Raw genomic sequence first — 25,294 nt, forward strand, 5'->3', positions numbered from 1 at the left:
TTCGGGTTCGAACCAGCACATCGCTGCTCCTCGTGGCTGCTGCGGACATCCTCGATGCCGGAAACTATGGAGGGCAAAGGTTGGTGTCACGTTGGTGCCGTCGACGGGTCTAGCGCCCACGCCGCCGGACGGGTTTCTTGGCACCTGTGCGCGCGCCGGTCGATCGTTGCTTCGCGGCGGCCGCGTTCTTGCCCGGCTTCCTACCAGCGGCCGGTTTCTTGCCGGTGCGCGCCGAGTCGGCCCGATCGGAGGACGGCGAACGCGAACTGCGCGGCGAGCGGCCGCGGACCACGCCGATGAACTCTTCGACCAGCTCCGTGGTCTGCTCCGACGGCCACGCCAACGCGATTCCGGTGTCGGGTGCGTCGGTCACCGTCCGGTACACCACGTCGCGGCGGGCGTGCAGCCGGGCGATCGAATGCGGCACGATCGCCACGCCGACACCGGCGGCGACCAGTTCGATACTGCCCGCGGCGCGGTCGAGATCGCTGGTGTCCTGGCAGTGTTCCTCGGCCAGATCGGCGAGGGTCACCTCGGTGAACACCGAGATCGGATGCTCCTTCGGCACCACGACCACGGGCAGCTCGCGGTAGAGCGGGATCGCGCTCAGGCTCGCGTCGTCGAGGGGGAGCCGGACGAAGCACATATCGACCCGACGTTCCCGCAGGGCGGTGAGTTGATCGGCCTGCGCGATGGGTTCCAGGTCCAGCGGGATCTCGGGGAACCGTTCGGCCCAGATCCGCTGCCATTTCGACACCGTCACACCGGGCACGAAACCCACCCGCAGCCCGGTGATCTCGACCGGTGCGTCGCCGGCGTGCTCGGCCCCGGCCGCGGCGATGAATTCCTCGGCCTCGGCCAGGAGCCGGGAGCCGTCATCGGTGAGCTGGGTGGGACCGGCGCCCGGCACGAACAGCTTGGTGCCCAGCTCGTTCTCCAACTCGATCACGGTCCGGCTGAGCTGCTGGCGCGAAATGTGCAGCGCCTTCGCCGCCCGTGCGAAATGCAGTTCCCGCGCGACCGCGACGAACCAGCGCAGACGCACGATATCGGTCGAAGCGAAGCGGCTCATTCGTATCAGCGTATGCGCACGGCCCGCCGCCACCTGCCCGCGGCCGGGCCCAGTACGCTGTATCGGTGAGCCCGGACAAGAAACCGCAGACCATGAAGCCGTTGACGGCGGCGAACAAACTCGGCATCTACCTTCCGGCGGCTCCCGAGGAATTCCGCAACACCCCGATTTCCCGAGCCGAGCTCGACAAGCTGCGCACCGACCCGCCGCAGTGGCTGACCGACCTGCGCCGCACCGGCCCCTTCCCGCGCGATATCACCGCACGCAAGCTCGGCGTCTCCAACAGCGGCCTGGCCCGCGCCGAAGTCTCCGACGCGCTGACCGCCGACGAGATCGCCGCCCTGCTCGCCGATCCGCCGGAATGGCTGATCCGCGAACGCGAGAACTACGCCGCCGTGCAGGCCGAGAACGCTCGCATCAAGGCCAAGGTAGCCGAACGCCGCGAAGCCACCAACCGCCCGGCCAAGAACCGCTAGCGCCACGTGGCTCGACGCGCCTACCGGACCGGCCTGACCCCCGCGGCCATCACCGACGCCGCCGTCGCGCTGACCGCCGAGCGCGGCCTCGACGGCTGGACCATGCGGGACCTCACCGCCCGCCTGGACACCTCGCTATCGGTGATCTACCACCACATCGGCGATCGCGAACGGGTCTGCGCCGCGGTCGTGGACAAGGTCTACGCCGATATGCGCCTGCCGCTCGACGACACCGACTGGCGGACTCTGCTGCACCGGGTGCTCACCGCGATGATCGTCCAGCTGGCCGATTACCCCGGCGTCGCCGCATGGCTGTTGCGCAACGGACCGCAGACCGAACGACTCGTGCCCGTCCTCGACGCCGGGGTGTCGCGCATGCTCGACGCCGGCTGGGGCGATGAAGCCGCCACCGCCTACTCGATCGCGTTCAACACCTGCCTCGGCCTGATCGCCCTCGACGACCAGCGCGCCCGCGACCCCGACGGCGGCGGATTGACCGGCCTGCACCGGCTGCTGGAAACCCATCCCGAGGCCGGGCCGGGCGCCGAGCGGATGCGCCGGATGGTCGCCGAATTCGCCGCGGCCGACGACGCCGAACGCGCCAGGGTCCGGCGTGAATACGGCCGATATGCGCTCGAACGCCTGCTCGACGGACTGGAGCTCCGGTTGCACGCTCTGCGGGCCTCGGCGGGGATGGACCAGCCGCCGGGCGACGACCAGCGCTAGGCGACTAGGGTTCGGCCGCCGCCGAGCAGGGGTCGGTGGCCGCTGACGAGCGGTCGGGTGTCGCAGATCAGCGCCGATGCCGAGCTGTGAACGGGTCCGCCCAAGGCGGGCATGCGGGCCCAGCGGCGCCCGCGCACGAGGGAGTGGCGGTGGGGCGCCCCACCCTGCCGCGCCACGACGTCCAGCAGACCTCTTGCACGCTGCGCCCTCTCCGCTACACTCCAAATTAGAACACTGATCTAATTTCGCTCGGGGGTGTCATGAGAACTGCGGTATCGGAGCAGTCCGCGGCGGCGGCGCCGTCGGGGACCGGCGGCGGGCTCGGTGCGGTGCTCGCGCCCGTGCGTGGCCGGCTGGCGGTGGCCGCCGTCTTGCAGCTGGTCGGTGCGCTGGCGGCGTTGGTGCCCTATCTCGCCGTGGTCGGGATCGCGCGCGAACTGCTGGCGGAAGCGCCCGCCGATCGGGGCGTGGTGTGGGGGTGGGTGGCCGTCGCGGGGCTCGGATTCGTGGTGCGGACCAGCTGCGCGGCCGCCGCCTACACCCTCAGCCATCGCGCCGACGCCGACGTCGCCGCCGGGCTGCGTCGCGCCATGGTCGACCGGCTCGGCCGGGTTCCGCTCGGCTGGTTCACCGCGCGCAGCTCCGGGCAGGTGAAGCGGGCGCTCACCGACGACGTCACCGCCATCCATCATCTGGTCGCGCATGCGATCAACGACCTGGTAGCCGCGGTGGTCACGCCCCTGATGGCGCTGGTCTACCTGTTCGTCCTGGACTGGCGATTGGCGCTGGTGTGCCTGGTGCCGCTGCTCGCCTGGTTCGTGCTGACGGCGTTGATGTCGCGTGACGAGGCGGCCAGGATGGCGCGCTGGAACGCCGAACTCGAGAAGGTCGACGCCGCCGTGATCGAATACGTCGACGGCATCGCGGTGGTGAAGGCATTCGGGCAGGCCGACCGCGCCCAGGACCGATACCGGCGCGCCGGCGACGAGCTGGCCCGCTTCCTCGGCGAGTGGATCGGCCCGATGCACCGGCTGGAAGCGGTGTCCTCGGTGCTGATCTCACCGCCGGTGCTGCTGGCGGTCGCGTTGTGCGGCGGCGTATGGCTCGGGACCGAACCGGCCGAGCTCATCGCCTTCACGATGCTCGTGGTCGGCCTCGGCGCGCCCGTGCTGGCCATCGGATTCGGCGCGCTGGCCATGCAGGTGGCGCGGGCCGCGGCCGACCGGATCGCCGGGGTGCTGACCACTCCCGAACTTCCGCGCGCCGCAGCGCTTTCGGTACCCGACGGCACGCGGGTCGAGTTCGAACGGGTCCGGTTCTCCTACGACGGGCGCGGCCACGCCCTCGATGGCATCGATCTCACGCTGACCCCTGGCAGCGTCACCGCCCTGGTCGGCGCCTCCGGATCCGGGAAATCGACGCTGGCCCGGCTGCTGCCACGGTTCTGGGACGTCGACGAGGGGTCGGTGCGCATCGGCGGCGTCGACGTTCGCGATATCGCCGAAGACGATTTGTACCGGCGAGTGGGGTTCGTCTTCCAGGAGACGTCATTGCTGCGCACCTCGATCCGGGACAACATCGCGCTCGGCCGCCCCGACGCGGACGCCGCCACCATCGAAGCGGCGGGTAGGGCGGCGGCCATTCACGATCGGATCATGGCACTGCCGCGAGGCTACGACAGCGAGGTCGGAGTCGACGCCCAACTATCCGGCGGTGAGGCGCAGCGCATCGCGATCGCCCGCGCGATCGTGGCCGACGCGCCGGTGCTGGTGCTGGACGAGGCCACCGCGTTCGCCGATCCGGAATCGGAAGCGGCGGTGCAGGATGCGCTGTCGCGGCTGATCGCGGGCCGGACCCTGCTGGTGATCGCGCATCGCCTGCACACCATCCGCGGCGCCGATCGCATCGTGGTGCTCGCCCGCGGCCGGATCGTCGAAACCGGACGCCATGACGAACTACTCGCCGCCGGCGGCGAATACGCGCGGATGTGGGCCGCGCAGGCACTGCCGAAGGAGAACGCCCGATGATCGGCAAACTCTATGGTCTGGTCGATCCCGCCGATCGGCCCCGCTTCCGGCGCTGGACCGCCGCGATGATCGCGTTCGCCGTCGTGCAGGGCCTGTGCGTGCTGCTGCTGGTACCGGTGTTGCGTCCCCTGCTGGCCGGCGATCCGGGCGCGGCGACTCCGTGGCTCACCGCCCTGGTGGCCACCACCGTCGCGGCGAGCGCGGTGTACTACGTGCAGGCGATGCTCGGCCAGCACATCGGTGACGACCTGCTGCTCGGCCTGCACCACCGGGTCGCCGATCAGCTGGCCCGGATGCCGCTGGGCTGGTTCGACATCGACCGCACCGGCCGGCTCACCCATGCCATGTCGCAGGGTACGACCAACATCATCGCCGTCCCCGCGCACCTCATGCAGCCGGTGATCGCCGCGGTGACCACACCGGTGGTGGTGGCCGTCGGCATGGTCGTGTTCGATCCGCGCCTGGCGGTGGCGCTGCTCATCGCCGGACTGGTGCTGCTCGTCACGCACGCCCGGACGCGGGAGGCGATCGCGCGCAGTTTCGGCGCCATCGACGACGCCGAGGTCGAAGCGGCGGCGAGGGTCGTCGAATTCGCCCAGCGCCAGCCGGTGCTGCGGGCGTTCGGGCAGACCGGCACCGGCAACCGGTTGCTGGCCGACGCGCTGACCGGGCAGCGGCGCGCCTACGGGGCGATGAACCGCAAAGCCGTGACCGCGCTGGTGACGTTCTCGACCGCCGTGCAGGCGGCATTCGTCGCGCTCATCGCGGTGGGTGTCGTTCTCGCCCTCGGTGGTTCGCTCGATGCCGCCGAACTGATCGCGCTGCTGGTGCTCATCACGCGCTTCGCCGGACCGTTGATCGAACTGGTCGACCATTCCGCCGCCCTGCGGATCGCGTCGGAAAGCATCGACCGCATCGATGAGGTGCTGTCGGTGCCCGCGCTGCCGGAGGGCTCGGTGCGGCGCGCGCCGCGGCCGGGCGAGATCGCCCTGCGCGGTGTCGGATTCGGATACCGGGACCGGCCGGTGCTGCGGGAGGTGGAGTTCACCGCCGAACCCGGGACGCTGACCGCGATCGTCGGCCCCTCGGGTTCGGGAAAGACCACCCTGTTGCGGCTGGTGGCTCGATTCTGGGAAGCCGACACCGGAGCGGCCCGCGTGGGCGGCGTCGATGTCCGGCACTGGGCCACCGAGGCGCTGATGGACCAGCTCGCCATGGTGTTCCAGGACGTGTACCTGTTCGACGACACGATCGAGGCGAACATCCGCATCGGCAGGCCCGAGGCCGGTGCCGACGAGATCCGGGCGGCGGCGCGGGCGGCGCGCGTCGACGAGATCGTCGACCGGCTGCCCGACGGCTGGCACACCCGCGTCGGCGAAGGCGGGGTGAGCCTGTCCGGTGGTGAACGACAGCGGGTGTCGATCGCCAGGGCGCTGGTGAAGAACGCGCCGATCGTGCTGTTCGACGAGGCGACAGCGGCGCTGGACCCGGAGAACGAGGCCGCGATCACCGACGCCCTGCGCACCCTCGCCGCCGACCGCACCCTGCTCGTGGTCGCCCACCGCCTGCACACCATCGCCGCCGCCGATCAGATCCTCGTGCTCGACGAGGGCCGCATCGTCCAGCGCGGCACCCACACGGAACTGATCGACCAGCCCGGTAAGTACGCCGAATTCTGGGCCGAACGCGAGCGCGCCCAGGGGTGGAGATTGACGGGAGCCGAAGCCTGACCCGGGCCCCGGCTCGGTCACGATCCGTTGAGCCGGTATTCCGGTGCGGTGGTGGCGGTCTCGCCCGCGTCGATCGGCGGCAGGTCGGGTAGCGGGGCTGTGCGGCCAGAGGGCGGTGTGCGAGCAGGGTGCGCGGATCAGCCGCGGAGCGCGGTGTGCAGACGCGCCGTGACGACCGCTCGCCGCACATCACCTGGCGGCAGCAGCCGCAGCGCGTGCTCATGCACTTCGACGTCATCGGGCACACGCTCCCCGAAGGTGACGGCGTGATCGGCGCGCTCACCGGCCAGCACGGCATTGCGGACGCCGACTTCCAGATGCGCGCGCCACTGTGCGATTCCGGGCGTATCCGAACCCGGCAGCAGCGCACCCCGATACAGCCACACCGCCGAGGTGGTGTCGCCCGCGGCGATGGCGGCCAGCAGATCGACCGCGTCGCAGGAGATCGGGCCGGTGAGCAGATAACGGCGGTTGCCGATATGACCGCCGGTGGCGCGGCGCAGATGGGAGACCTCCGCCTTGAGGGTGGCGGCGGTGACGGGACGATCGCCGTACAGGGCGGCGTGCAGTTGATCGGGGGTGAAGCCGTCGGGCTCGAGGGCGAGCAGGGTCAGGATCTCCAGCTGACGCGGGCGCAGCGCAATCGTACACCCGTCGCGGGTCAGGCGTGCTTCACCCAGGCATTCCAGCCGCAATCCGGCCGGCGGCGGCGGTTGCGCGCTACGCAGCATGGTCTCCACCGCGGTCACCAAGGCGCGCACCGACGACATGACCAGCGGATGCGACCGGTCCCAGGAGCTCGACAGGTCGAGCGCACCGACCTGTCTGCCGTCGGGGGCGTGGATCGGGGCGGAATAACACACCCAGCCGTGCAGGGCCGCCACCAGATGTTCGGCGCAGAACACCGTGCTCGGGGCGTCGGTCAGCAGCGACATCGAGACCGCGTTGGTGCCCATGTGGGCCTCGTCCCAGCAGCCGCCCGGCGCGAAATTGACCTGCTCGGCGCGCCGGCGCACCGCGCGATCACCACCGGACCACAGGATCGCGCCGGAGGCGTCGGTGACCGCGGCCAGGTATCCGGCGTCGACGGCGACGTCGTTGAGCGCGCCGGACAGCTCGGTGATCGGCACCCGCAGCGGCGAGCGGGCCCACCGCTCACCGATATCGTCGAGGCCGGGCGCGCCGGTGCACCCCGGGTCGACCGTGCCGAGCGAGCGCCGCCACGATTGCGCGACCTCGGTGCGTAGCAAGGTATTCGGGGACCGGGCGGCAGCGCCAGGGGCGGTGGCCACGCGTTCCCATTCCTTTTCGAGATCGGTGCGCTGCTGGGTCAGGGTGCGAAACCGTGCCACACGCAGTCCTTCTCGTCGTCCGGGCGCCGGTCGGGCCCCGACCGGCCTGCTTGCGCGTCCTATCCTCGCGCAGCCGAACCCGCTCGCGGGACGCTTTGCCGCACAACGCTCACCGCTGCGTCATTTGTTGATGAAAATGCCCGCCACGTCGGCGTTCTTGATCGGGGTCTCGGCATTGCGCTGGAAGCTGCACAGCAGATCGACCTGGATGATCGTGGCATCGACGGCGGTGCCGGCCGGTTCGTGGTCGATGTTGTTGAGCTGCTTGATGAACTTGGTGACCGTCATCCGCTTGGTGTCGGGGTCCTGCTGCACGTACTCCCGGCACGGGGTGTCGCCGCCACGGTTGAGGGCGCGTTCGACGTCGTCGCAGCCGGCCAGCACCAGCGCGGCGGCCGCGGCGGTGCAAGCGAGGCCGACCCGTGCGATGGTGGCGTTCATGTGATCCTCCTGGTCGGCGGGCCGAGCCACCTCGCCCGGCCGTCGGCTACAGCCTAGGCGGCCCGGCCGACACGGCGTCGCAGGCTCAGCTGGTGAACACGCGGAGTGGGACGTTCATCTCGGCCGGGGTGAGCGAGCCATGATGGCCGGGCAGCGCCGATTGCAGTGGTTCGGCGTGCGTGCGCACCACCCCGCCGGTATCGCGGGCCACCACCACCAGATCCCCGATCCGCTCATGCACCTGCGGCGATACCGTCGGCCCGAACCAGCCGCAGTCGATGACCTCCGCGCGGGTGAGCACCTGGAATCCGGCGCCGAGGCGTTCCCGCCAGGCCGACATCACGTCGTCGGTGGCGCCGTCGGTGGTGTAGACGTGGCGTGCGCGCGGTTCTCCGCCGAGCCGGTGCACGCCCTCGCGCAAGCCGGGTTCGGCATCGAAATCGATCGTGTCGCCGAGTTCCACCATGCCGTGGTCGGCGGTGACGATGAGCGCCGAACCCGCGGGCATGCGTGCGGCGATATCGGCGGCGATCCGGTCCACGTGCGCCAGCTCGAGCAGCCAGGATTGCGAGGACGGCCCGCGCACATGCCCGGTGGTGTCGAGTTCGCCGTGGTAGGCGTAGACCAGCGAACGCGGCTCCGCCAGCGCCTCGACCACGCCCGCCACCAGATCGCCCACCGAGAAGTTGGGCCGGAACGCGCAACCGCGCAGCACCGCGCGAGTCAGCCCGGAGCCCGCCTGGTAGCGCGGTGCCACCTGCGTCACGGTGAGACCGTGCGCGGCGGCCCGCTCGAAGACCGTTGCGCCGGGCTGGAATTGCTCGGGCACGAGCTGTTCGAGCAGATCGCCCTTGTGCTGGGCGCCGAACAGCCGCCAGCCCAGCGGATCGAACAACCGGTCCTGCCCCGGCACTCGCAACAGATAGCCGACGATGCCGTGCTCACCGGGCGGCACGCCCGCGCCGAGGGAACTGACACTGGTCGCCGTCGTGGTCGGGAAGCCGGCCGTCAGCACGGCGGGGGCAAGGCCGGACAGAAACGGCGCCACCTCGGCGTGCTCGGCCAGTGCCTCGGCGCCGAGACCGTCGATCAGCAGCACACACACCCGGTCCACCCCGAGCTCGAGCCCGAGGCGATCGTGCTCGCCGGGGACCCCGAAACCGGCCAGGACGGAGGGAAACAGATCGGACAGGGAACCCGTTCCATAACGGGGCGCGACGAACACGTGCTCAGGATGCGGGCCGGGGCGCGCCGACGCAAGCCGGTTGTTTCAGGAGCCGGGAGCGATCAGGGCGTTGACGTTGCGCATGATGTCGGCGACCAGTTCGGGCGCGGTGGTGCCCATCAGCGCGCTGCGCTTCTCCAGCTGCCCGTCCAGCCACAGCGAGGCGAGGCCGTGCGCGAGGCCCCACAGCGTCACCGCGAGCGTGTCGGCCTTGTCTGCGGGGAGCTCGCCCGCGCCGACGCACTCGGCGACCGCGTCGGCGAGCACGGCGAAGGCGGCCTCACCCGCGGCCCTGGTCTCGGGGTGTTTGTCGGGTTGGGACAGCTCCGGCCGGAACATCAGCCGGAAGTAACCGGGGTTGTCCCGGGCGAAGCGCACATAGGCGTCGGCGATGGCGGTCAATCCGGCCAGTGGGGTAGGCGCCGCGTCCCTGGCGGCGGCCACGTCGCTGCCGAGCTTCCGGAATCCCTCGGTCGCCAGATCAGCCAGCAGCGCGGCCCGGTCGGCGAAATGGTGGTAGGGCGCACCGGAACTCACCCCCGCCTCACGGGCCACCCGGCGCAGGCTCACCGCCGCGATGCCCTCGGTCTCGATCAACCGCAGGCAGGCCGCGAGCAAGGCCTCACGCAGGGCGCCGTGGTGATACGAGGTCCGGGTCACCGTCCGAGCGTATGCGAATGACACTGGACAAACCAATCTGGGCAGTGTTTAGATTATCTGAGCGCCGCTTAGATGCGTCGCGTCCTTCCTTCTCTCGATGGGTTGTCATCATGGGCACACGAGTACTTGTCACCGGCGCCACCGGCTTCATCGCCGGGCATGTCATCGCCGAATTGTTGAACCACGGATACGCGGTGCGCGGCACCGTGCGCAGCCTCACCGACGCGCGCAAGCGCGAGCACCTGGTCGAACTCGCCGAGCGGGCCGGTGGCGAGATCGAGTTCGCCGCCGCCGATCTCGACCACGACGAGGGCTGGGCCGCGGCCGTCTCCGGTTGCGACTACGTCCTGCACGTCGCCTCACCGTTCCCCTCCGCACCGCCGGACGACGAACAGGAAATGATCGACACCGCCGTGAACGGCACACTGCGGGTGTTGCGGGCGGCCGCCGCCGCGGGCACCGTGCGACGGGTCGTGCTGACCTCCTCGATCGCCGCCATCGCGCACGGTCACCGCACCGACGCGGTGCGCACCGAGGCCGACTGGACCGTCGTGGAGCGCAGTCCCGCCTATCAGAAGAGCAAGACCCTCGCCGAGCGCGCGGCCTGGGAGTTCGCCGCCGGGAACCCCGAGGGCCCCGAGCTGACGGTCGTTAATCCGGGCATGGTCCTCGGCCCGGCGCTGTCGACGGCGACGAGCACCTCCCACGAACCGGTGCGGATGCTGCTCGGCCGACAGGTCCCCGGCTCGCCACGGGTGGGGTGGGCGACGGTCGACGTGCGGGATCTCGCGGTCGCGCACCGGCTGGCCATGGAAACGCCCGAGGCGGCGGGCAAACGTTATATCTGTGCGGGCGAACATCTCTGGATGCGTGATCTCGGACGCCTGCTGGCCGAGGAATTCGGCCCGCGTGGCTTCCGGGTGCCGACCCGTCAACTGCCCGATCTGCTGGTGCGCGCCATCGCCGTGGTGGACAAGACCGTGCGGCTCACGGTTCCGTCGCTGGGGCAGGTCGATCGCCTCAGTGCCGAACGCGCCCGACGTGAACTCGGCTGGACCATGCGCCCGGTCCGCGAGTCGGTGCGCGACACCGCTGAGAGCCTGCTGCGGCTCGGCATGGTGCCGATGCCCTCGGGTGCCCGCTCGAGTGCGGCCGAACCTGCTCACACGTAAGGAGTCCGCTCATGATCACCGCAACGTTGATCGTCGCGATGCTCGGATTGCTTCGTCGGCTGCGCCGGCGGGAGGGGAATAGCGCGGACACCGATACCGGTGCCGCGCGGCGGGTCTCCGCATGGTGGCGCTCCGGCCGGGTCGCCGCGTCGGCGGCGGCGTTGTCGGGCGCGAGCGTGGCCGCCGCCGCCTGCGTCGCCTGCTGATCGCGGGTTCGCGCACCCGGCGTCCTGCGTCCGCCCGCGCCGTCCTGTGCAGAGAGGCGGCGCGGGCGGGCTGGGAGGCGGGCGACGCTGCGCCGATATGGGGACCGCCGGCGGCGGCTGACGCGATCCGGCCGTTCACCGTCAGCAGATTCGCGCCGGCTCAGCCGGGTGCGGTCGCCGCGTCGGGAGATTTTGCGGCGAACGACTCGGGCCTCCCAGTTCCGGGCGCACACCGACGGTCCTGGTACACAAGAGCAGTGAGCACACAGCGTGAGTTCCGGTTCGGTGTCAACATGGTGGTCCCGGAGTCGAGGCAGGCGTGGGTCGCCAAATGCCGCCGGGCCGAAGCACAGGGCTACGACGTGGTCGGGGTGGCCGATCATCTCGGGCTGCCCGCGCCGTTCCCGACGATCGTGCTCGCCGCCGAAGCCACCGAGCGGGTCCGGCTCAACACGTTCGTCCTGAACACTCCCTTCTACAACCCGGTGCTGCTGGCCCGCGAGGTGGCCGGCGTGGATCAGTTCACCGACGGGCGCGTCGAACTCGGGCTCGGCGCGGGCTATGTGCAGGCCGAGTTCGAGGCGGCGGGCATCCCGTTCGGCACCGGTGGTCAGCGGGTTGCCCACCTCGAGAACACCGTCGCCACGCTGCGGAAGCTGTTCGCGGATTCCGAGTATCAGCCGCGGCCGGTGCAGCCGGGTGGGCCGCCGCTGCTCATCGCGGGCTGGGGCGACCGGCTGTTGAAGCTTGCCGCCACCCAGGCCGACATCGTCGGCCTCACCGGTGCGGCGTCCGGAGGAGGTGGGGCGCTCACGCTCGCCGGCGTGGAAGCCACTACCGAACGGGTCCGGTACGTGCGAGAGCTGCTGGGGGAGCGCGGCGATGGAGTCGAACTCAACATCTTGGTACAGGCGGTGGTGCCGCCCAGCGAACGCGCCGCCCTGCAGGACGAATACGGACACGTCCTGCCCGGCGACGCACCCGACGAGCTGCCGACCCTGCTGTTCGGGACCCCGGCCGAGATGGCGCAGCGGCTGCGCGAACGGCGCGAACAGTACGGCATCTCCTACATCACGGTGCTCGAACCGTACATGGACGCGTTCGCCCCGGTGATCGAACAGCTGCGCTGATCACGCGGGCTTACGCCACAGCAGGGTGTAACGCCACATCAGTCTGCGCCGGATCCGCGCGCCCGGCAGCACGTCGGCGGCCGCCGCGCGGATCTCCGGCAGCGTGTCCTCCGGATCGCGGCAGGTGAAACCCGGCCCCCGGCTGCCGCCGTGGCGTTTATCGATGGCCCAGATCGCGGGCAGCAGCGGAAGATACGCGGCGTCCGCGCCGATACTCATCCTCCACAGCCCGACCACGGCCAGCGTGCCGCCCGGCGCGACCAGATCGCGCAGCGCGGTGAGCCCTTCGACCAGCGGCACATGATGCAGCGTCGCCACCGCCGTCACGACATCGAAGGTCTGGTCCAGCTCCCGGAAATCCGCCTGCGCGAGACGAACATTCGCCGGAACCGCGGCCTCGGCGATGATCCCACCGTCCACATCGACACCGAGCACCGATTCGCAGCGATCGGCGAGCTTCGCCGCCAGCAGCCCGTCGCCACACCCCACATCGAGCGCGGTACGAGCGGACTCCGGCACCTGCGCGATCAGCCACGGATGGTAATGCGTGTTGTGATTCCAGTACGGATCGGCGCTCACGCCCCCACACTACGTCCCCCGAGCCGCCGCTCCCCCCAGCCATTGTTTCGACTTCGCACAGGGTGTGGCGAGAACTGGGGTGCCACAACTTGTGCGAAGTCCTCCGAACCTGTGCGAACTACAGACTGGCCCCGAGCCAGTGCGCGAAACCGAGGAGGTTGTCGGACCGGCGGCGCTGGGCGGAGGCGATGGCGTAGACGGTCTCGCGGACCGAGGGGTGCAGGCGGGTTTGCTGAGGAGCGGCGGCGCGGGCCTTGTTGAGCGCGGCGAGGGCGCGGTCCGGCTTTCCCGACATCAGCCAGGCGCGGGCATTGTCGTGCCAGTGATGAGCGACCCGGGTAGGCGGGGCGTCTCCGCCGTAGGTCAACTGCGCACCCTCCAGTGCGGCGCGGTGCGGGTCGCCGGCCTCTAATTCGACGGCGTGCGCGTGTATTTCGACGTTGAGTGGACCGAAAGCCGTCATATAGAGATCGGTCTCGCCGGTCCGGGTCGCCAGCTCACGGGCTGCCTGGATGTGGTCGGTGGCCGCCGAGTAATCGAGCTTGCGGGCCTCATTGATCGCCCCCGCCAAATGGGAGTAGCCCGCGAGGACCATGCCCGATGTGGTGTTATCGGCGGCGCTGATGGCGTCGTCGATGAGCCGTGATGCCACCTGCGATTCACCGTAGTGTGTCAGTACTCTCGCCCTCGCCAGGGCCGCGAAGGCACCGAAGTTCCGATCGTCGCCGAGTGGCGCATAGCTGTCGGCCAGATCCAGCGCGGGCAGCGTGAGCATCAGGTGACCGGTCCGGCGGGTCGACCACTCCGCAAGGATGTAGGCCGACGTCAGCAGCGAATAGGCGCGTGTCTGCCGGTCCCCGGACAGTTCCCGCACGGCTCCGTGTAGGCGGCGGATGATGCCGGGCAGCACTTCGAGGGTCTGGCGCGTCCGATCGCTGCGGTAAAGGTTTTGCGCTGCGGTCAATTCGGTCTCGAGCTGCCCTAATTCCGGCGGTTCCTCGGCTGTGGCATACCGGCCTTGCGCCAGGAGGATCGACAGCTCGTTGATCGCATCCGATAGTGGCTTCCCATCGTCGTATGGCGCACCGGTCAGCTGCTCGGGCATGATCCGCAGGGCCCGAGCGACGGCGGAGACGAATCCTGGTGAGGCGACTTCGCGCCCCTGCTCCACCGCCTTCACCATGCTCAGGCTGTAGGCCGCCCGGTCGGCCAGTTGTCGCTGGCTCAGACCTGCGATCTTGCGTTCCGCGGCTACGGCTTGCCCCACGTGCTGCCACATGATTCGAGCCTAGATCGATTCCCCGCACCCTGTCGCGCGTGTCCGCGCGCCGAACACGCCTCTGTCCCTTCGCTGTCCCTCGCCGCCCTCGCCGGTCCCGAATCTGAATCGACGACCAAGGAGGGGCACCGACCATGAGGTCACAACCAACGGCATTCGGGTGGATCGACCCGGAGATCAGCACCGCACCGGAGTGGGATTCCGCGCAGATGCAGCGATTGGCGCGGCGGCTCGGCTACATCCTGGTGCGGGGGAGGGAAGGCTCTCATCTACCGCTCGTCGAGCAAGTGCGTGCGGCCGAGGTGGATGCGGTGATCCTGCCCGCGCCGCACCACGTCGATCCGTTGTCCCTCGACGCGATCATGCATCTGTGCGATGTCGAAACAGTGTGCCCGCGGCTGTCGTTCGCCCGCTGGACCGTGATCGGGCCGGCGTGGTGAGCGTCGCGGTCGGCTTCGGCATCGCCATCGGGTTGCCGCTCGCGGTGATCGCGGCCGCGGTGTGGTGGCCGCCGGCGCGCGATCGGCGTTCCGATGATGACGACGAGTGAGTCAGGTCGATGACCAGCGGTATCACTCCCGAAACAACCCATCGGGTACCCGTGAGGTCACTTAGGTGGTAGGGGCTGCACCCGCTGGCGGTGGTCCGGGCGAGTAGCACCGCCGACGTCGCGGGGACCCTGCGCTGGGCACCCGGCGGTGGCCGCCTTTCGCGATGGGCCGGTCGAGTGAAACGCTGGCGGCACGCGGTGTGTGCTCGTTCCGGTCAGGGATGTCTCGGCGTGGTCGATGCGCCCGCGAACTCCACCAGCCAGCCCGGGAACTCCGTCAGATCGTCCAGCACGATGCCGGCGCCCGCGGCGCGGAGCTTCGCGGCGGTGCACGGTCCGGTGGCAACGCCCACCCCGAACGCACCGGCCGCGCGGGCTCCACGCATATCACCGGCGTGGTCACCGACGAAAATCTGCGCACCATGCTCCCGCAAGGCCACCGCCTTACCGTCGGACCACAGATCCCCGGCGACGATGTCGATCGGCCACCCGAGATGACGGATGTGCAGCTCGGCATGCGGCTGGTGTTTACCGGTCACGACGAGCACGCGCCCACCGCCCTCGGCCACCGCACCAATCGCCGCATCGGCTCCGGCCATGGCCGCAATATCGGCGATGACCTCGGGGTAGAGCTCGCGGTACCGCTTCACCAGCGCCGGAATCAGCGCCTCTGGCGCACCCGCGTCGGCCAGGATCATCGCCATCGGCGGCCCGAGCCGCTCGGCCAGCGCACTACCATGCAATTCCAGCCCGTACTCCGCGGCCACGACATCGATCGCCCGCGCGACACCGGGCCGCGAGTCGATGAGGGTCATATCCAGGTCGAAGCCGACGGTCCAGGTCACCACTCGACCCTATCCACCGCGACCGCGTCGGCCCGCGCCCGGCCACCATCGTCGGCCACGCGCCCTCCAGCAGTGGGCGCACCCGGCAGGCCGAGGTCAGGCTCGGAGGTGCGTGAACTCCTCGGTCCCGGTGACCCGCAGCAGCTCGAGCGCCCCGGCCTCGGGGGTGCCGGGGGCCGCCGAATACACGACGACGGTTTGGTCGCTGTCGGGCACCAGCAGGGTGTCGCAGTCCAAGGTGAGGCGTCCGAGGTCGGGATGAACGATGGTCTTGCGGCTGTTGCGGAGGTGGCCGGCACGGCGTTCGCCCCAGAGGCGTTCGAAGTGCGGGCTACCGGTGCGCAGTTCGGTGATCAGGCGTTCGAGCGCGGGATCGGATGGGTAGCGGGCGCGGGCGGCGTGCAGGCTGGCCACCCAGGTGGTGGTGATGGTGTCGATGTCTTCGGGTGGCAGCACCACCCGGTTGGGTCCGGTGCCGAGGAAGGCCTGCCAGATGATGTTGCGGCGCGCCGGTGGCCAGCGGGAGAAATCGCCGAGCAGCGCCGCGGCCATCGGATTCCAGGCCAGCACATCGCTTTTGGCCGAGAGCACCAGCGCCGGTAGGTCCGCCATCCGGTCCAGCACCAGGCGCAGCACGCTCGCGCGCACCACCATCGCGATCCGGTCGGCGCCGGGCGGTTCGCTGCCGGCGAGCCGGAACAGCAGGTCGCGGTCGTCGTCGCTGAGCCGCAGCGCTCGCGCCAGCGCCGCCAGCACCGACGGGGAGGGCCGTGGCCCACGCCCCTGTTCGAGCCGGACCACATAATCGACGCTCATCCCGGCCAGCTGCGCGACCTCTTCCCGGCGCAGCCCCGACACCTGTCGGCGTGCGCCGGCGGGCAGCCCGACGTCTTCGGGACGGATCCGGGCGCGGGCCTGGCGCAGCAGTGCCGCGAGTTCGGAGCGATCCATCCATCGATCATCCCGCAGCGGACCGGGCATCGGGTGGTACTGCTGATCCCTGCCTACCGGCGCTGATTCGAAGGCGCACGACGGACGCCGGGGTGGTACCGCCGCTCCCAGGATCGAGCGGTCCTGCCCGCGACGCCGGCCGCGAATCACGCTGGAGGCATGAACGCGACGACGAAGACAACAGCCCTGGTCACCGGGGCGAACAAGGGGCTTGGCCGCGAAACCGTCCGGCGGCTGGCCGAACTGGGGTGGCGAGTGTTCCTCGGCGCCCGTGACACCGAACGCGGACAGGCCGCCGCAGCCGAATTCACCGCGGCCGGCCACGATGTCTGCTTCGTTCCGCTGGATGTCACCTCCGCCGCATCGATCGCCGCGGCGGCGAAGTCGGTCGCCGAGCAGACCCCGCACTTGGATGTGCTGATCAACAATGCCGGTATCGGCGGACCGTGGGTCGGCCCCGCCGACACCGTCGCCGCCGATGTGCGAGAGGTCTTCGAGACCAATGTGTTCGGGCCGATCGAGGTCACCCATGCGTTCCTGCCGCTGCTGCGAGTCTCGGCCCAGCCGCGCATCGTCATGGTGTCCAGTGGCATGGGCTCGCTGGCCATCACCTCCGACCCGGCCCGGCTGGAATCGACCATGCCCGGACTCGGTTACACGGCCTCCAAAACCGCCCTCAACATGATCACCTCCCAGTACGCCCGAGCCCTGCCCGGCATCCAGGTGAATGCCGCTGACCCCGGCTACACCGCCACCGACCTGAACGGCAACAGCGGGCACCAGACCGTCACCGAGGGCACCGACGCCATCGTCCGGCTGGCCACCCTCGGCCCGGACGGTCCGACCGGCGGGTACTTCGACCGCGAGGGACCACTGCCCTGGTAGTCGATCGTTGGAACCCCCACGCCGGGATGTCGGTAGGGGACCAGAAGCGATCGCGCGGTTCGGGCCCATCCGGCGCTGCCGGACGGACCCGATTCATGCAGCAGCGAAACCGCTTGGGGGAGTGGTGATTCACGTGGAACCGCGGATGCACCGCGTGCCAGTGCCCATCTCCGATCCCCTCGTGCAGGCTGTGCAAGCATGCATCAACTGCCAAAATCTGGCGGTGTCGGGACCGCGAGATCACCGTTCGCGCAGGTGAGCTCAGGTGGCGGGCCCCGTCACGGCGACCGAAGCCGGTAAACCCGCGAGTTCGTCACCGTGCACCTCAAACCGGCGTCTCGACGCGATCAGGCAGGTAGCCGGTGGCCATGAACGTCTCGACGAACGTGTCGATCACCGACCGATCGACCGTCGTGCACCTGATCCCGGTGCGCGCCAACGCCGTGACGGTGTGCTGATCGCCGTAATCGAGGTGCCGGGTCGGGCCGAGCCCGCTGGATAGCAGCAGTGCCGCACGGACCAGGGATTGGTCCCCGGCGGCTGCGCGCAGCGCCGATTCGCGTTCCAGAGCGTCGAGGACGGTCGACAGGTCGGTGGTCGAGATCGGCACACCGTGATCAAGCAGACTGTCGAAGACGTCGGCGAGGGCCACCGGCGTCTTGTTCACCAGGTGATAGACGTGCCGGGAGGGAGCATCCAGCGAGATCGCGACGATAGCGCCGACCACATAGTCCACTGGGACCAGTGAGACCGTCGCATCCGCGACCTCGGGTGCCATGCCCAACACCGCCGCCGCGCGTACCAGGCTCCACAGCGAGTCCGATTCGTTGTTGATGCCATGGGCTGCCGAACCGCACACGGTGCTCGGCCGGAAGATGGTCGCGGGGACACCGCGGGCGATCGCCTGCCGAACCAGTTCCTCGGCAGCCCATTTCGAAGCGATATAGCCGCTGTCGGGCAGTTCGCCTGCGCGCAGGCGGATCGTCTCGTCGATGACATCGCTCGGAGCGGTCGCCGAGACCGCGGTGCCGATGGTCGACACGAAGTGCGTCGGCTTCACCCGTCCGGTGGTGGCCAGGCGCAATATCCACCGGGTACCTTCCACATTCGCCGCCCGCAGCCGGCTGTACGGTTCGACGTGGTTGACCCGCGCACCGTTGTGGTAGATCACGTCCACGTCCGCGGCGAGCCGGTCGAACTCGGCCTCGGTGAGGCCGAGCATCGGGGCGGCGAGATCGCCGGGCACCGCGACGATGCGATCGGCGAAGGCGTGCTCCCACAGCCGGTAGCGCTGTAGCGCCGATCTGATCCTGGCCGCGGCATCGTCGCGGTCACGTGCGCGAACCAGGCAGCGGACGGTGGCTTCGGTGCGGTCGAGCAGTTCCCGCAACAGATGCGCACCCAGATAGCCGGTCGCGCCCGTCACGAGGATGGTGCGGACCGGGCCCGGACGCACCGAACTGCGGCCGGCCGCATCGATATCGTCGTCGAGGACGGCGTCCACGGTGGGCGTGGGTATCGGTGTGGGCTCGGCGTTTCCTTCCAGCAGCGCGGCGAGGCCGCCGACCGTCGGGGTGGACAGCAGCGCCGACATCGGAACTCTGCGATCGATGCGGGCCGACAACCGTTGGTGCAGAGTGAATGCCAGCAGCGATGAGCCACCGAGTTCGTAGAAATCGTCGTCCACGCCGAGCGCATCGAGGCCGAGCACCTCCCGGAAAACCTCAGCGATCTGCTCTTCGAGCGGTGTCCGTGGCCGGGCGTAGGTGGTCACGGCGAGCACCGGCTCGGGCAGCGCCGCACGATCGAGTTTGCCGCTGGAATTCGTCGGCAACGCATCGAGCACCATGATCGCGGCGGGAACCATATACATCGGCAGCTGTTGCGCCACCCGGCTGCGCAACGAACCGGGGTCGATGGCGGTGCCGGCCGCGGCGACGACGTAGGCGACGAGACGATCACCTGCGTCGGAGGGGCGCATGGTGACGACGGCTTGTGCTACCGCGGGCTCGGCGAGCAACGCCGTTTCGATCTCACCCAGCTCGATGCGCTGGCCGCGCAGCTTGACCTGGAAGTCGGTGCGGCCGAGGTACTCCAGCCGTCCGCCCGCGTTCCAGCGCACCAGATCCCCGGTCCGGTACATGCGCGCACCGGGTTCGCCGAGCGGGTGCGCGACGAATCGGCCGGCGGTGAGCTGAGCGGCCGCGTGATACCCGCGGGCGAGTTGTCCACCGGCCAAGTAGAGCTCACCCGTCACACCGACCGGCACCGGCCGAAGCCGCCCATCGAGCACGAGGACGTGACTGTTCCACTGCGGAACACCGATCGGAACCTGCGCGCCCACCAGGTCGGCCGAGGTGAGCTGATGTTCGGTGATGCTGACCGCCGCTTCCGTCGGCCCGTACAGGTTGTGCAGTTCGGCGTGGCAGCGGGCGGCGAAGGCGCGTGCGGTTTCCGGGGGCAAGGCTTCGCCGATGACGAACACCGCGCGAAGTGTGGCGAGGTCGGCCGGCTCGGCGTGCGCTGCGAACACCGTCAGCATGGACGGGACGAAGTCGGTGAGCGTGCAGCGATGCCGCGCGATCAGACGGCACAGCGCCGCCGGGTCACGATGGTCCTCGGGCTCCGCGAGCACGAGCTCGGCGCCCGCCCACAGCGGCAGAAAATACCCCCACAACGACACGTCGAACGTCGCGGGAGTCTTCTGAAGATAACTGTCGGTGCGGTCGATGCGGTACCGATCGGTCATCCACGCGAGCTGATTGACGATGGCCGTGTGGCTGATGACCACGCCCTTAGGGCGGCCGGTGGAGCCGGAGGTGTAGATGACGTACGCGGGTTGCTCACCGTGCGTGCCGGCCACGCGCTCGGCATCGGAGATCGGGGCCGCGCTCAGCGACGACAACTCCAGCCCGTCGACGGCGTACGCGGCCACACCGTCCGGTGCGGCGAAGCCGTCGGCAGACGTGGTCAACACGCAACGCGGTGACGCGGATTCGAGCACATGCCCGATCCGCTCGGCCGGATGTCCGGGGTCGATCGGTACCCAGGCCGCGCCCGCCTCGACGATCGCGCAGAACGCCACCACCTGGTCGATCGAGCGGCGCATCGCCACGGCGACGATGTCCTCCGGCCCGACACAATGGCCGATCAACCAGCGCGCCAGCCGGTGCGTCCGGTCGTGGAGCTGCCGGTAGGTCACCGATTCCGTACCGCAGATCACGGCCACGGCATCCGGTGTCTGCCGCGCCCGTTGCCAGATGGGAGCCGTCAGTCGGTGCGCGCCGACCCGGCGCGCGTCGCCGGAGGACCACTCGCGCAGGGAAAGCCGGTCGGCGGGGCCGATGATGTCGAGCTCGCTCACCGGCGTCCCTGGACGGTCGGCGATCTGCTGCAGCAGATGCAGGTAGGTGTCGAGGAACCGTCGAACGGTCGACTCGTCGAAGAGATCTGTCGCATAGGTGAAGCGAACCGCGATGGGGCCGGGGCTTCCGTCGTCCGCCCGGGTGTCGACCACTGCGATGTGCAAATCTGTTTTCGACGTTCGCGTATCCACCTCGAAAGCGGAGAACTGGACCTCCGACAGCTCGAGTTCGGCTTCGGCGAAGTTCTGGAAGGCGAACCCCACTTGATAGAGGGGATGGCGACCGGGCGACCGGTTGGGGCCGACGGCGTCGACGACCTGTTCGAACGGCACATCCGAATGCGCGAAGTTGACCAGGTCGCGTTCACGGGTGCGGTCCAGCAATGCCGTGAATCGTTCGCCGGGATCGATGCGGGTACGCGAGACGGTGGTATTGACGAACATCCCCACCACGTCATCGAGCGCGGACTCGCCGCGGTTGGTCATCGGCACGCCGATCGCGATATCGGTCGACCCGGACAGCCGTGCCAGCATCACCGCCAGGGCGGTGCGCATCACCATGAAGACGGTCGCGCGATGCTTGCGCGCGACGGTGACCAAGCCGCGGTGCAGTTCGGCGTCGGCGATGCGCTGCACAGCCGAACCTTTCAGTGACGCCACCGCCGGTCGTGGACGGTCCATCGGAAGATCGAGGCCCTCGGGCAGGCCGTCGAGCTCCGCTGTCCAGTACGACAGTTGCCGTGCCAGCAGTGAATCGGGATCGTCCCGTCCGCCGAGCAGATCCTGATGCCACAACGCGTAATCGGCGTACTGGACCGGCAGTGGGCGCCACGCCGGAGCCGTGCCCGCGCAGCGTGCGGTGTAGGCCGCGGTGATGTCGCGCGCGAGCGGCGCCAACGACGATCCGTCGGCACAAATGTGGTGCATGGCGCACACGAGGATGTATCCGTCGTCGGCGCGCAGCAATGCGACCCGAACCGGCACCTCGGCGGCGACATCGAAGCCGCGCCACAGCAATTGGTGGACTCGTTCGGAGACCTCTGCCGATGACGCGGCGGCCGCGACGGCGGTGACCGGAAGACCGATTTCGGCCGCACCCGGGTCGAGCACCTGCTGGAACGGTCCCGCCGCATCGGCGGGATACCTGGTCCGCAGCGATTCGTGGCGGGCCAGGACATCGGCGAATGCCGCCCGCAACGCCGAGACATCAAGCTCGCCGGAGAGGGCGAGGGCAAAGCCCAGATTGTCGACCGCCGAGTCGGTGTCGAACTGGTTGCGCAGCCAGAACCGCACTTGCGCCGGCGACAGCGACACGCGCTGCGGGCGGGCCGCGGCGCGCAACGGTGGACGAGACACGTCGAACACCTGGGTGCGCAACGCCTTCGCCAAGCTCGCCACCGTCGGGTGGTCGAACAGCAGCCGCGGCGGAATCCTGGCACCCCAGATATCGGTCAACACCGCGGTGACCTGGGTGGCCAGCAGCGAATTGCCGCCGGCGGTGAAGAAGTCCGTTTCGGCTCCGATGCGCCGGCCGAGCACCCTGGCGAAGGCGTCGGCCACCAGATCCTCGCCCACACCGGAAGGAGCGCGATAGCCGGAGGCGGCAGTCGCGTCAGCGCGCAATGCCGCTCGGTCGGCCTTGCCGGAAGGCGTCGTCGGAATCGTGTCGACCAGGTGGATCGCGTTCGGCAACAGATGCCGCGGCAACAGCTCGGTCAAGGCATCCGACAGTTGTGCCGCCTCGAGCGTACGGCCAGGTTCCGGCTGCACGAACGCCGCCAGGATCGTCTCACCGGACGCCGAGCGGAAATCGACGGTCACCGCGGTCCGGACTCCGTCCAGCCGGGTCAGCGTCGCGTCGATCTCACCCAACTCGATGCGTGCGCCGCGCACCTGGATCTGGTCGTCGACCCGGCCGAGATACTCGAATTCGCTCCCGGCTGTTCGTCGCACGAGATCACCGGTGCGGTACATCCGTTCGCCCGGCGCGCCGTAGGGATCCGGGACGAATCGCTGCGCCGTCAGACCGCGACGCTCGTGGTAGCCGCGCGCGACCGACGGACCGGAGACGTACAGCTCGCCGATCTGGCCTTCGCCCACCAGTCGTAGTCGTGAGTCCAGGGCATAGCAGCGGGTGCGGCCGATCGCCGACCCGATGCTCACGGGTCGGCCAGGGAGCAGCGGATCACTCATGGTCGCGACGACCGTGGTCTCGGTGGGGCCGTACGCGTTGTAGAACTGCCGGCCCGCATCCGCCCACTCGCGGACCAGACCTGCCGGGCACGGCTCACCACCCACAACGACGACCCGCAGCGACTCCAGCCCCGCGGGATCGAGGGAGGCCAGGACGGAGGGCGTCAGGAACGCGTGCGTGACGCCGGTCGTAGCGATGAGGCTTGCCAGTTCGTTGCCGCCGATGATCGACGGGGACGCGATCACCATGGTGGCACTCGATCCCACGGCGAGCAGGAGCTCGAGGATGGAGGCGTCGAAGCTCGGCGAGGCGAAGTGCAGTGTGCGAGCGTCGGCTGTGACGCGGTACCGCTGGGTGAGCTCCGCGCACAGCTCGGCGAGCCCGCTGTGGGAGACCTCGACGCCCTTGGGTTGCCCGGTGGATCCGGAGGTGTAGATGACATACGCGATATTGGCGGCGCCGAGGCGAGTGGGCCGGTCCTGATAGGACACAGCGGTGGTGGACTGGGCCGCGATCTCGGCCATTGCCGAGGCGTCGTCGAGGACCACCCAGGCGATATCGGCCGGGAGTTGGTCGTGCGCCGAACGATCGGTGATTCCCAGCACGGCGCCGCAGTCGTCGAGGAGATAGTCGATGCGATGGGCGGGGTAGCTCGCGTCGACCGGCACGAAGGCGGCGCCGGTCTTGGCCACGGCCCACACCGCGATGATCGACTCGACCGAGCGCGACAGAACTATCGCGACCGTCGACTCCGGGCCGGCTCCCCGGGACAACAGCATGCGAGCCAGCCGGGTGGATTGTTCGTCCACGTCGCGGTAGCGAAGAGCGACGTCTCCGCTCACCACGGCGATGCCGTCGGGGTCTCGCTCGACCGCCGTGGTCAACAGCGTGGCGAGGGTGCGCGACGATCCAGCCGAGCGGCGGCGTGTTCGTGGATGCGGGCTGGTCGGGGTGCTACTGCTCAAGTTCATGTCCTGTCAAGCGCCGTGGAGCTGGCTCATGCTAGGACGGTTGCTGCGGCGTTACCGTGGGTGGGAAATGAGCAGTGGCAGCCGGCTGCGCCGACCCGCGTGCACACGGTGCGTCGTTGCGTGTGCTGCCGGAATCGGGGGTGGACGCACCCGCGAAATCGCTGTCCCCCCTGGTGAAATGGGGTGAGGTCGCCGGGGATCGTGGTGGCATTTCGCCGGATTCGGTCTCCCCGCGGTGCGGATCGACCAGCCGTCGATACGAGACGGCAGTCGGTGCACATCTGCACCGACTGCCGTTCCCGGCCCCTCAGCTACTGGCCGAGGCCGCGAAAGGTGTCCCGGTGGACGCGAATTCGCGCCGGTTCGGATGCCGCCACAGCCCCTTGCGTTCCAGGATCGGCAGCACCCCTTCGCCGAACCAGTACGCCTCTTCCAGGTGCGGATACCCGGACAGGATGAAGTGGTCGATGCCGAGCCTGGCGTATTCGGCGATCCGCTCGGCCACTTCGGCGTGGGAGCCGACCAGTGCGGTGCCCGCACCGCCGCGCACCAGTCCGACACCGGCCCAGAGATTGGGCGCGATCTCGAGCCGGTCGGTGCGCCCGCCGTGCAGTTCGAGCATCCGCCGCTGCCCCTCGGACTCACTGCGCGCGAGATTGGCCTGCACCCGTTCGACGTCGGCCGGATCGATACCGGCGAGCAGCCGATCGGCCTCGGCCCAGGCTTCCTCGGACGTATCGCGGCTGATGACATGGATGCGCAGCCCGAAATCGAGCCTGCGTCCCCGCTCGGCGGCCAGCCCGCGGATCCACTCGAGCTTGCGGCTCACCGCCAGCAGCGGCTCACCCCAGGTGAGATAGGTGTCGGCATACCGGGCGGCCACCGGGCCCGCCGGTTCGGAGGAGCCGCCGAAGAAGATCGGCGGCACCGGGTCGGGACGATTGTTCAGGAGCGCTTCGCGCACCTGGATGTGCTCGCCGTCGAAGCTCACCGGTTCGGCCGAGGTCCACAATTGCCGGACGACATCGAGGAATTCGCCGGTGCGGGCATAGCGCTGGGTCTTGTCGAGGAAATCGCCGTAGGCCTGCTGCTCATGCGGTTCGCCGCCGGTCACCACGTTCAGCAGCAGCCGTCCACGCGAATGGCGCTGGAAAGTGCCCGCCATCTGCGCGGCCAGGGTGGGGCTGATCAACCCGGGCCGGAACGCGACCAGGAATTTCAAGGTCTCGGTGGTCTCGACCAGCATGGCGGTCGTCAGCCAGGCGTCCTCGCACCACGCGCCGGTCGGGGTCAGCACAGCTTCGAAGCCGTTGTCCTCCGCGGCGGCGCCGATCTGATTCAGATAGCGCAGGCTGGCCGGCCGGTCACCGGACATGGCGGTACCGTGACCGCCCGCGATGAGACCGCGGGAGTCGCCGTAGGTGGGCAGGAACCAATGAAACGACAGGCTCATCCGCTC

At 69.6% G+C, this 25,294-nt stretch carries 20 protein-coding genes; 9 read left to right on the forward strand and 11 right to left on the reverse strand.

Annotated features, from left to right (window positions below):
* Positions 1-109: 109 nt before the first annotated feature.
* A complete protein-coding gene (locus tag AC5W7N_RS12965; RefSeq protein WP_495923817.1) occupies positions 110-1,072 on the reverse strand; it encodes a LysR family transcriptional regulator in 963 nt (320 codons plus the stop codon).
* Between the two features lie 65 nt (positions 1,073-1,137).
* Here AC5W7N_RS12965 and AC5W7N_RS12970 point away from each other — a divergent pair, with 65 nt between their 5' ends.
* The 4 genes from AC5W7N_RS12970 to AC5W7N_RS12985 all read left to right on the forward strand — a co-directional run bounded on the left by AC5W7N_RS12970 (position 1,138) and on the right by AC5W7N_RS12985 (position 6,031).
* The gene (locus AC5W7N_RS12970) at positions 1,138-1,548 is read left to right on the forward strand and encodes a DUF5997 family protein (protein ID WP_495923818.1); all 411 of its coding nucleotides are present in this window, start codon (positions 1,138-1,140) and stop codon (positions 1,546-1,548) included.
* A gap of 6 nt (positions 1,549-1,554) precedes the next feature.
* Positions 1,555-2,274: a TetR/AcrR family transcriptional regulator gene (locus AC5W7N_RS12975; RefSeq protein ID WP_495923819.1), complete on the forward strand. Its 720-nt coding sequence runs from the start codon at positions 1,555-1,557 to the stop codon at positions 2,272-2,274.
* Positions 2,275-2,534: 260 nt separating this feature from the next.
* Positions 2,535-4,301 (forward strand): ABC transporter ATP-binding protein, encoded by a 1,767-nt coding sequence (locus AC5W7N_RS12980; RefSeq protein WP_495923821.1) that lies wholly within the window; start codon positions 2,535-2,537, stop codon positions 4,299-4,301.
* A complete protein-coding gene (locus AC5W7N_RS12985; protein ID WP_495923822.1) occupies positions 4,298-6,031 on the forward strand; it encodes an ABC transporter ATP-binding protein in 1,734 nt (577 codons plus the stop codon). Before AC5W7N_RS12980 ends, AC5W7N_RS12985 begins: the two co-directional genes overlap by 4 nt.
* Before the next feature lie 137 nt (positions 6,032-6,168).
* On the opposite strand, the gene AC5W7N_RS12990 is transcribed toward AC5W7N_RS12985, so the two are convergent.
* From AC5W7N_RS12990 to AC5W7N_RS13005, 4 genes are all read right to left on the reverse strand, one after another.
* Positions 6,169-7,383 (reverse strand): sigma-54-dependent transcriptional regulator family protein, encoded by a 1,215-nt coding sequence (locus tag AC5W7N_RS12990; protein ID WP_195019526.1) that lies wholly within the window; start codon positions 7,381-7,383, stop codon positions 6,169-6,171.
* A gap of 120 nt (positions 7,384-7,503) precedes the next feature.
* Positions 7,504-7,824, reverse strand: a complete 321-nt coding sequence (locus AC5W7N_RS12995) for a hypothetical protein (RefSeq protein WP_163810794.1) — start codon at positions 7,822-7,824, stop codon at positions 7,504-7,506.
* A gap of 85 nt (positions 7,825-7,909) precedes the next feature.
* Positions 7,910-9,049, reverse strand: coding sequence for an alkaline phosphatase family protein (locus AC5W7N_RS13000; RefSeq protein ID WP_175585800.1), 1,140 nt, complete (start codon positions 9,047-9,049; stop codon positions 7,910-7,912).
* Between the two features lie 45 nt (positions 9,050-9,094).
* Positions 9,095-9,709 carry a TetR/AcrR family transcriptional regulator gene (locus AC5W7N_RS13005; RefSeq protein ID WP_163810796.1) on the reverse strand — a complete coding sequence of 205 codons (615 nt, stop codon included), beginning with the start codon at positions 9,707-9,709 and terminating at the stop codon, positions 9,095-9,097.
* A 110-nt stretch (positions 9,710-9,819) separates the two neighbouring features.
* On the opposite strand from AC5W7N_RS13005, the gene AC5W7N_RS13010 reads away from it, so the two are divergent.
* From AC5W7N_RS13010 to AC5W7N_RS13020, 3 genes are all read left to right on the forward strand, one after another.
* Positions 9,820-10,881 carry an SDR family oxidoreductase gene (locus AC5W7N_RS13010; protein WP_194992064.1) on the forward strand — a complete coding sequence of 354 codons (1,062 nt, stop codon included), beginning with the start codon at positions 9,820-9,822 and terminating at the stop codon, positions 10,879-10,881.
* 11 nt (positions 10,882-10,892) lie between these two features.
* Positions 10,893-11,087 (forward strand): hypothetical protein, encoded by a 195-nt coding sequence (locus AC5W7N_RS13015; protein ID WP_194992065.1) that lies wholly within the window; start codon positions 10,893-10,895, stop codon positions 11,085-11,087.
* A 257-nt stretch (positions 11,088-11,344) separates the two neighbouring features.
* Positions 11,345-12,217: an LLM class F420-dependent oxidoreductase gene (locus AC5W7N_RS13020; protein ID WP_280498831.1), complete on the forward strand. Its 873-nt coding sequence runs from the start codon at positions 11,345-11,347 to the stop codon at positions 12,215-12,217.
* Here AC5W7N_RS13020 and AC5W7N_RS13025 read toward each other — a convergent pair whose 3' ends face one another.
* Both AC5W7N_RS13025 and AC5W7N_RS13030 read right to left on the reverse strand, forming a co-directional pair.
* The gene (locus AC5W7N_RS13025) at positions 12,218-12,796 is read right to left on the reverse strand and encodes a class I SAM-dependent methyltransferase (RefSeq protein WP_195007082.1); all 579 of its coding nucleotides are present in this window, start codon (positions 12,794-12,796) and stop codon (positions 12,218-12,220) included.
* Between the two features lie 118 nt (positions 12,797-12,914).
* Positions 12,915-14,075, reverse strand: a complete 1,161-nt coding sequence (locus AC5W7N_RS13030; RefSeq protein WP_495923826.1) for a helix-turn-helix domain-containing protein — start codon at positions 14,073-14,075, stop codon at positions 12,915-12,917.
* A gap of 134 nt (positions 14,076-14,209) precedes the next feature.
* Between AC5W7N_RS13030 and AC5W7N_RS13035 the strand changes: the two genes are divergently transcribed.
* Positions 14,210-14,515 (forward strand): hypothetical protein, encoded by a 306-nt coding sequence (locus AC5W7N_RS13035; RefSeq protein WP_495923827.1) that lies wholly within the window; start codon positions 14,210-14,212, stop codon positions 14,513-14,515.
* Between the two features lie 325 nt (positions 14,516-14,840).
* On the opposite strand, the gene AC5W7N_RS13040 is transcribed toward AC5W7N_RS13035, so the two are convergent.
* On the reverse strand, positions 14,841-15,470 hold the full coding sequence (locus tag AC5W7N_RS13040; protein ID WP_495923829.1) for an HAD family hydrolase: 630 nt from the start codon (positions 15,468-15,470) through the stop codon (positions 14,841-14,843).
* Between the two features lie 96 nt (positions 15,471-15,566).
* Positions 15,567-16,421: a helix-turn-helix transcriptional regulator gene (locus AC5W7N_RS13045; protein WP_495923831.1), complete on the reverse strand. Its 855-nt coding sequence runs from the start codon at positions 16,419-16,421 to the stop codon at positions 15,567-15,569.
* 159 nt (positions 16,422-16,580) lie between these two features.
* Between AC5W7N_RS13045 and AC5W7N_RS13050 the strand changes: the two genes are divergently transcribed.
* The gene (locus AC5W7N_RS13050; RefSeq protein ID WP_495923832.1) at positions 16,581-17,306 is read left to right on the forward strand and encodes an SDR family NAD(P)-dependent oxidoreductase; all 726 of its coding nucleotides are present in this window, start codon (positions 16,581-16,583) and stop codon (positions 17,304-17,306) included.
* 325 nt (positions 17,307-17,631) lie between these two features.
* Here the strand turns inward: AC5W7N_RS13050 and AC5W7N_RS13055 are convergent, their stop codons facing one another.
* A complete protein-coding gene (locus AC5W7N_RS13055; RefSeq protein WP_495923833.1) occupies positions 17,632-23,829 on the reverse strand; it encodes a non-ribosomal peptide synthetase in 6,198 nt (2,065 codons plus the stop codon).
* Between the two features lie 313 nt (positions 23,830-24,142).
* On the reverse strand, positions 24,143-25,288 hold the full coding sequence (locus AC5W7N_RS13060; RefSeq protein WP_194991437.1) for an LLM class flavin-dependent oxidoreductase: 1,146 nt from the start codon (positions 25,286-25,288) through the stop codon (positions 24,143-24,145).
* Positions 25,289-25,294: the final 6 nt, after the last annotated feature.

The organism is Nocardia sp. CDC519 (assembly GCF_059509835.1).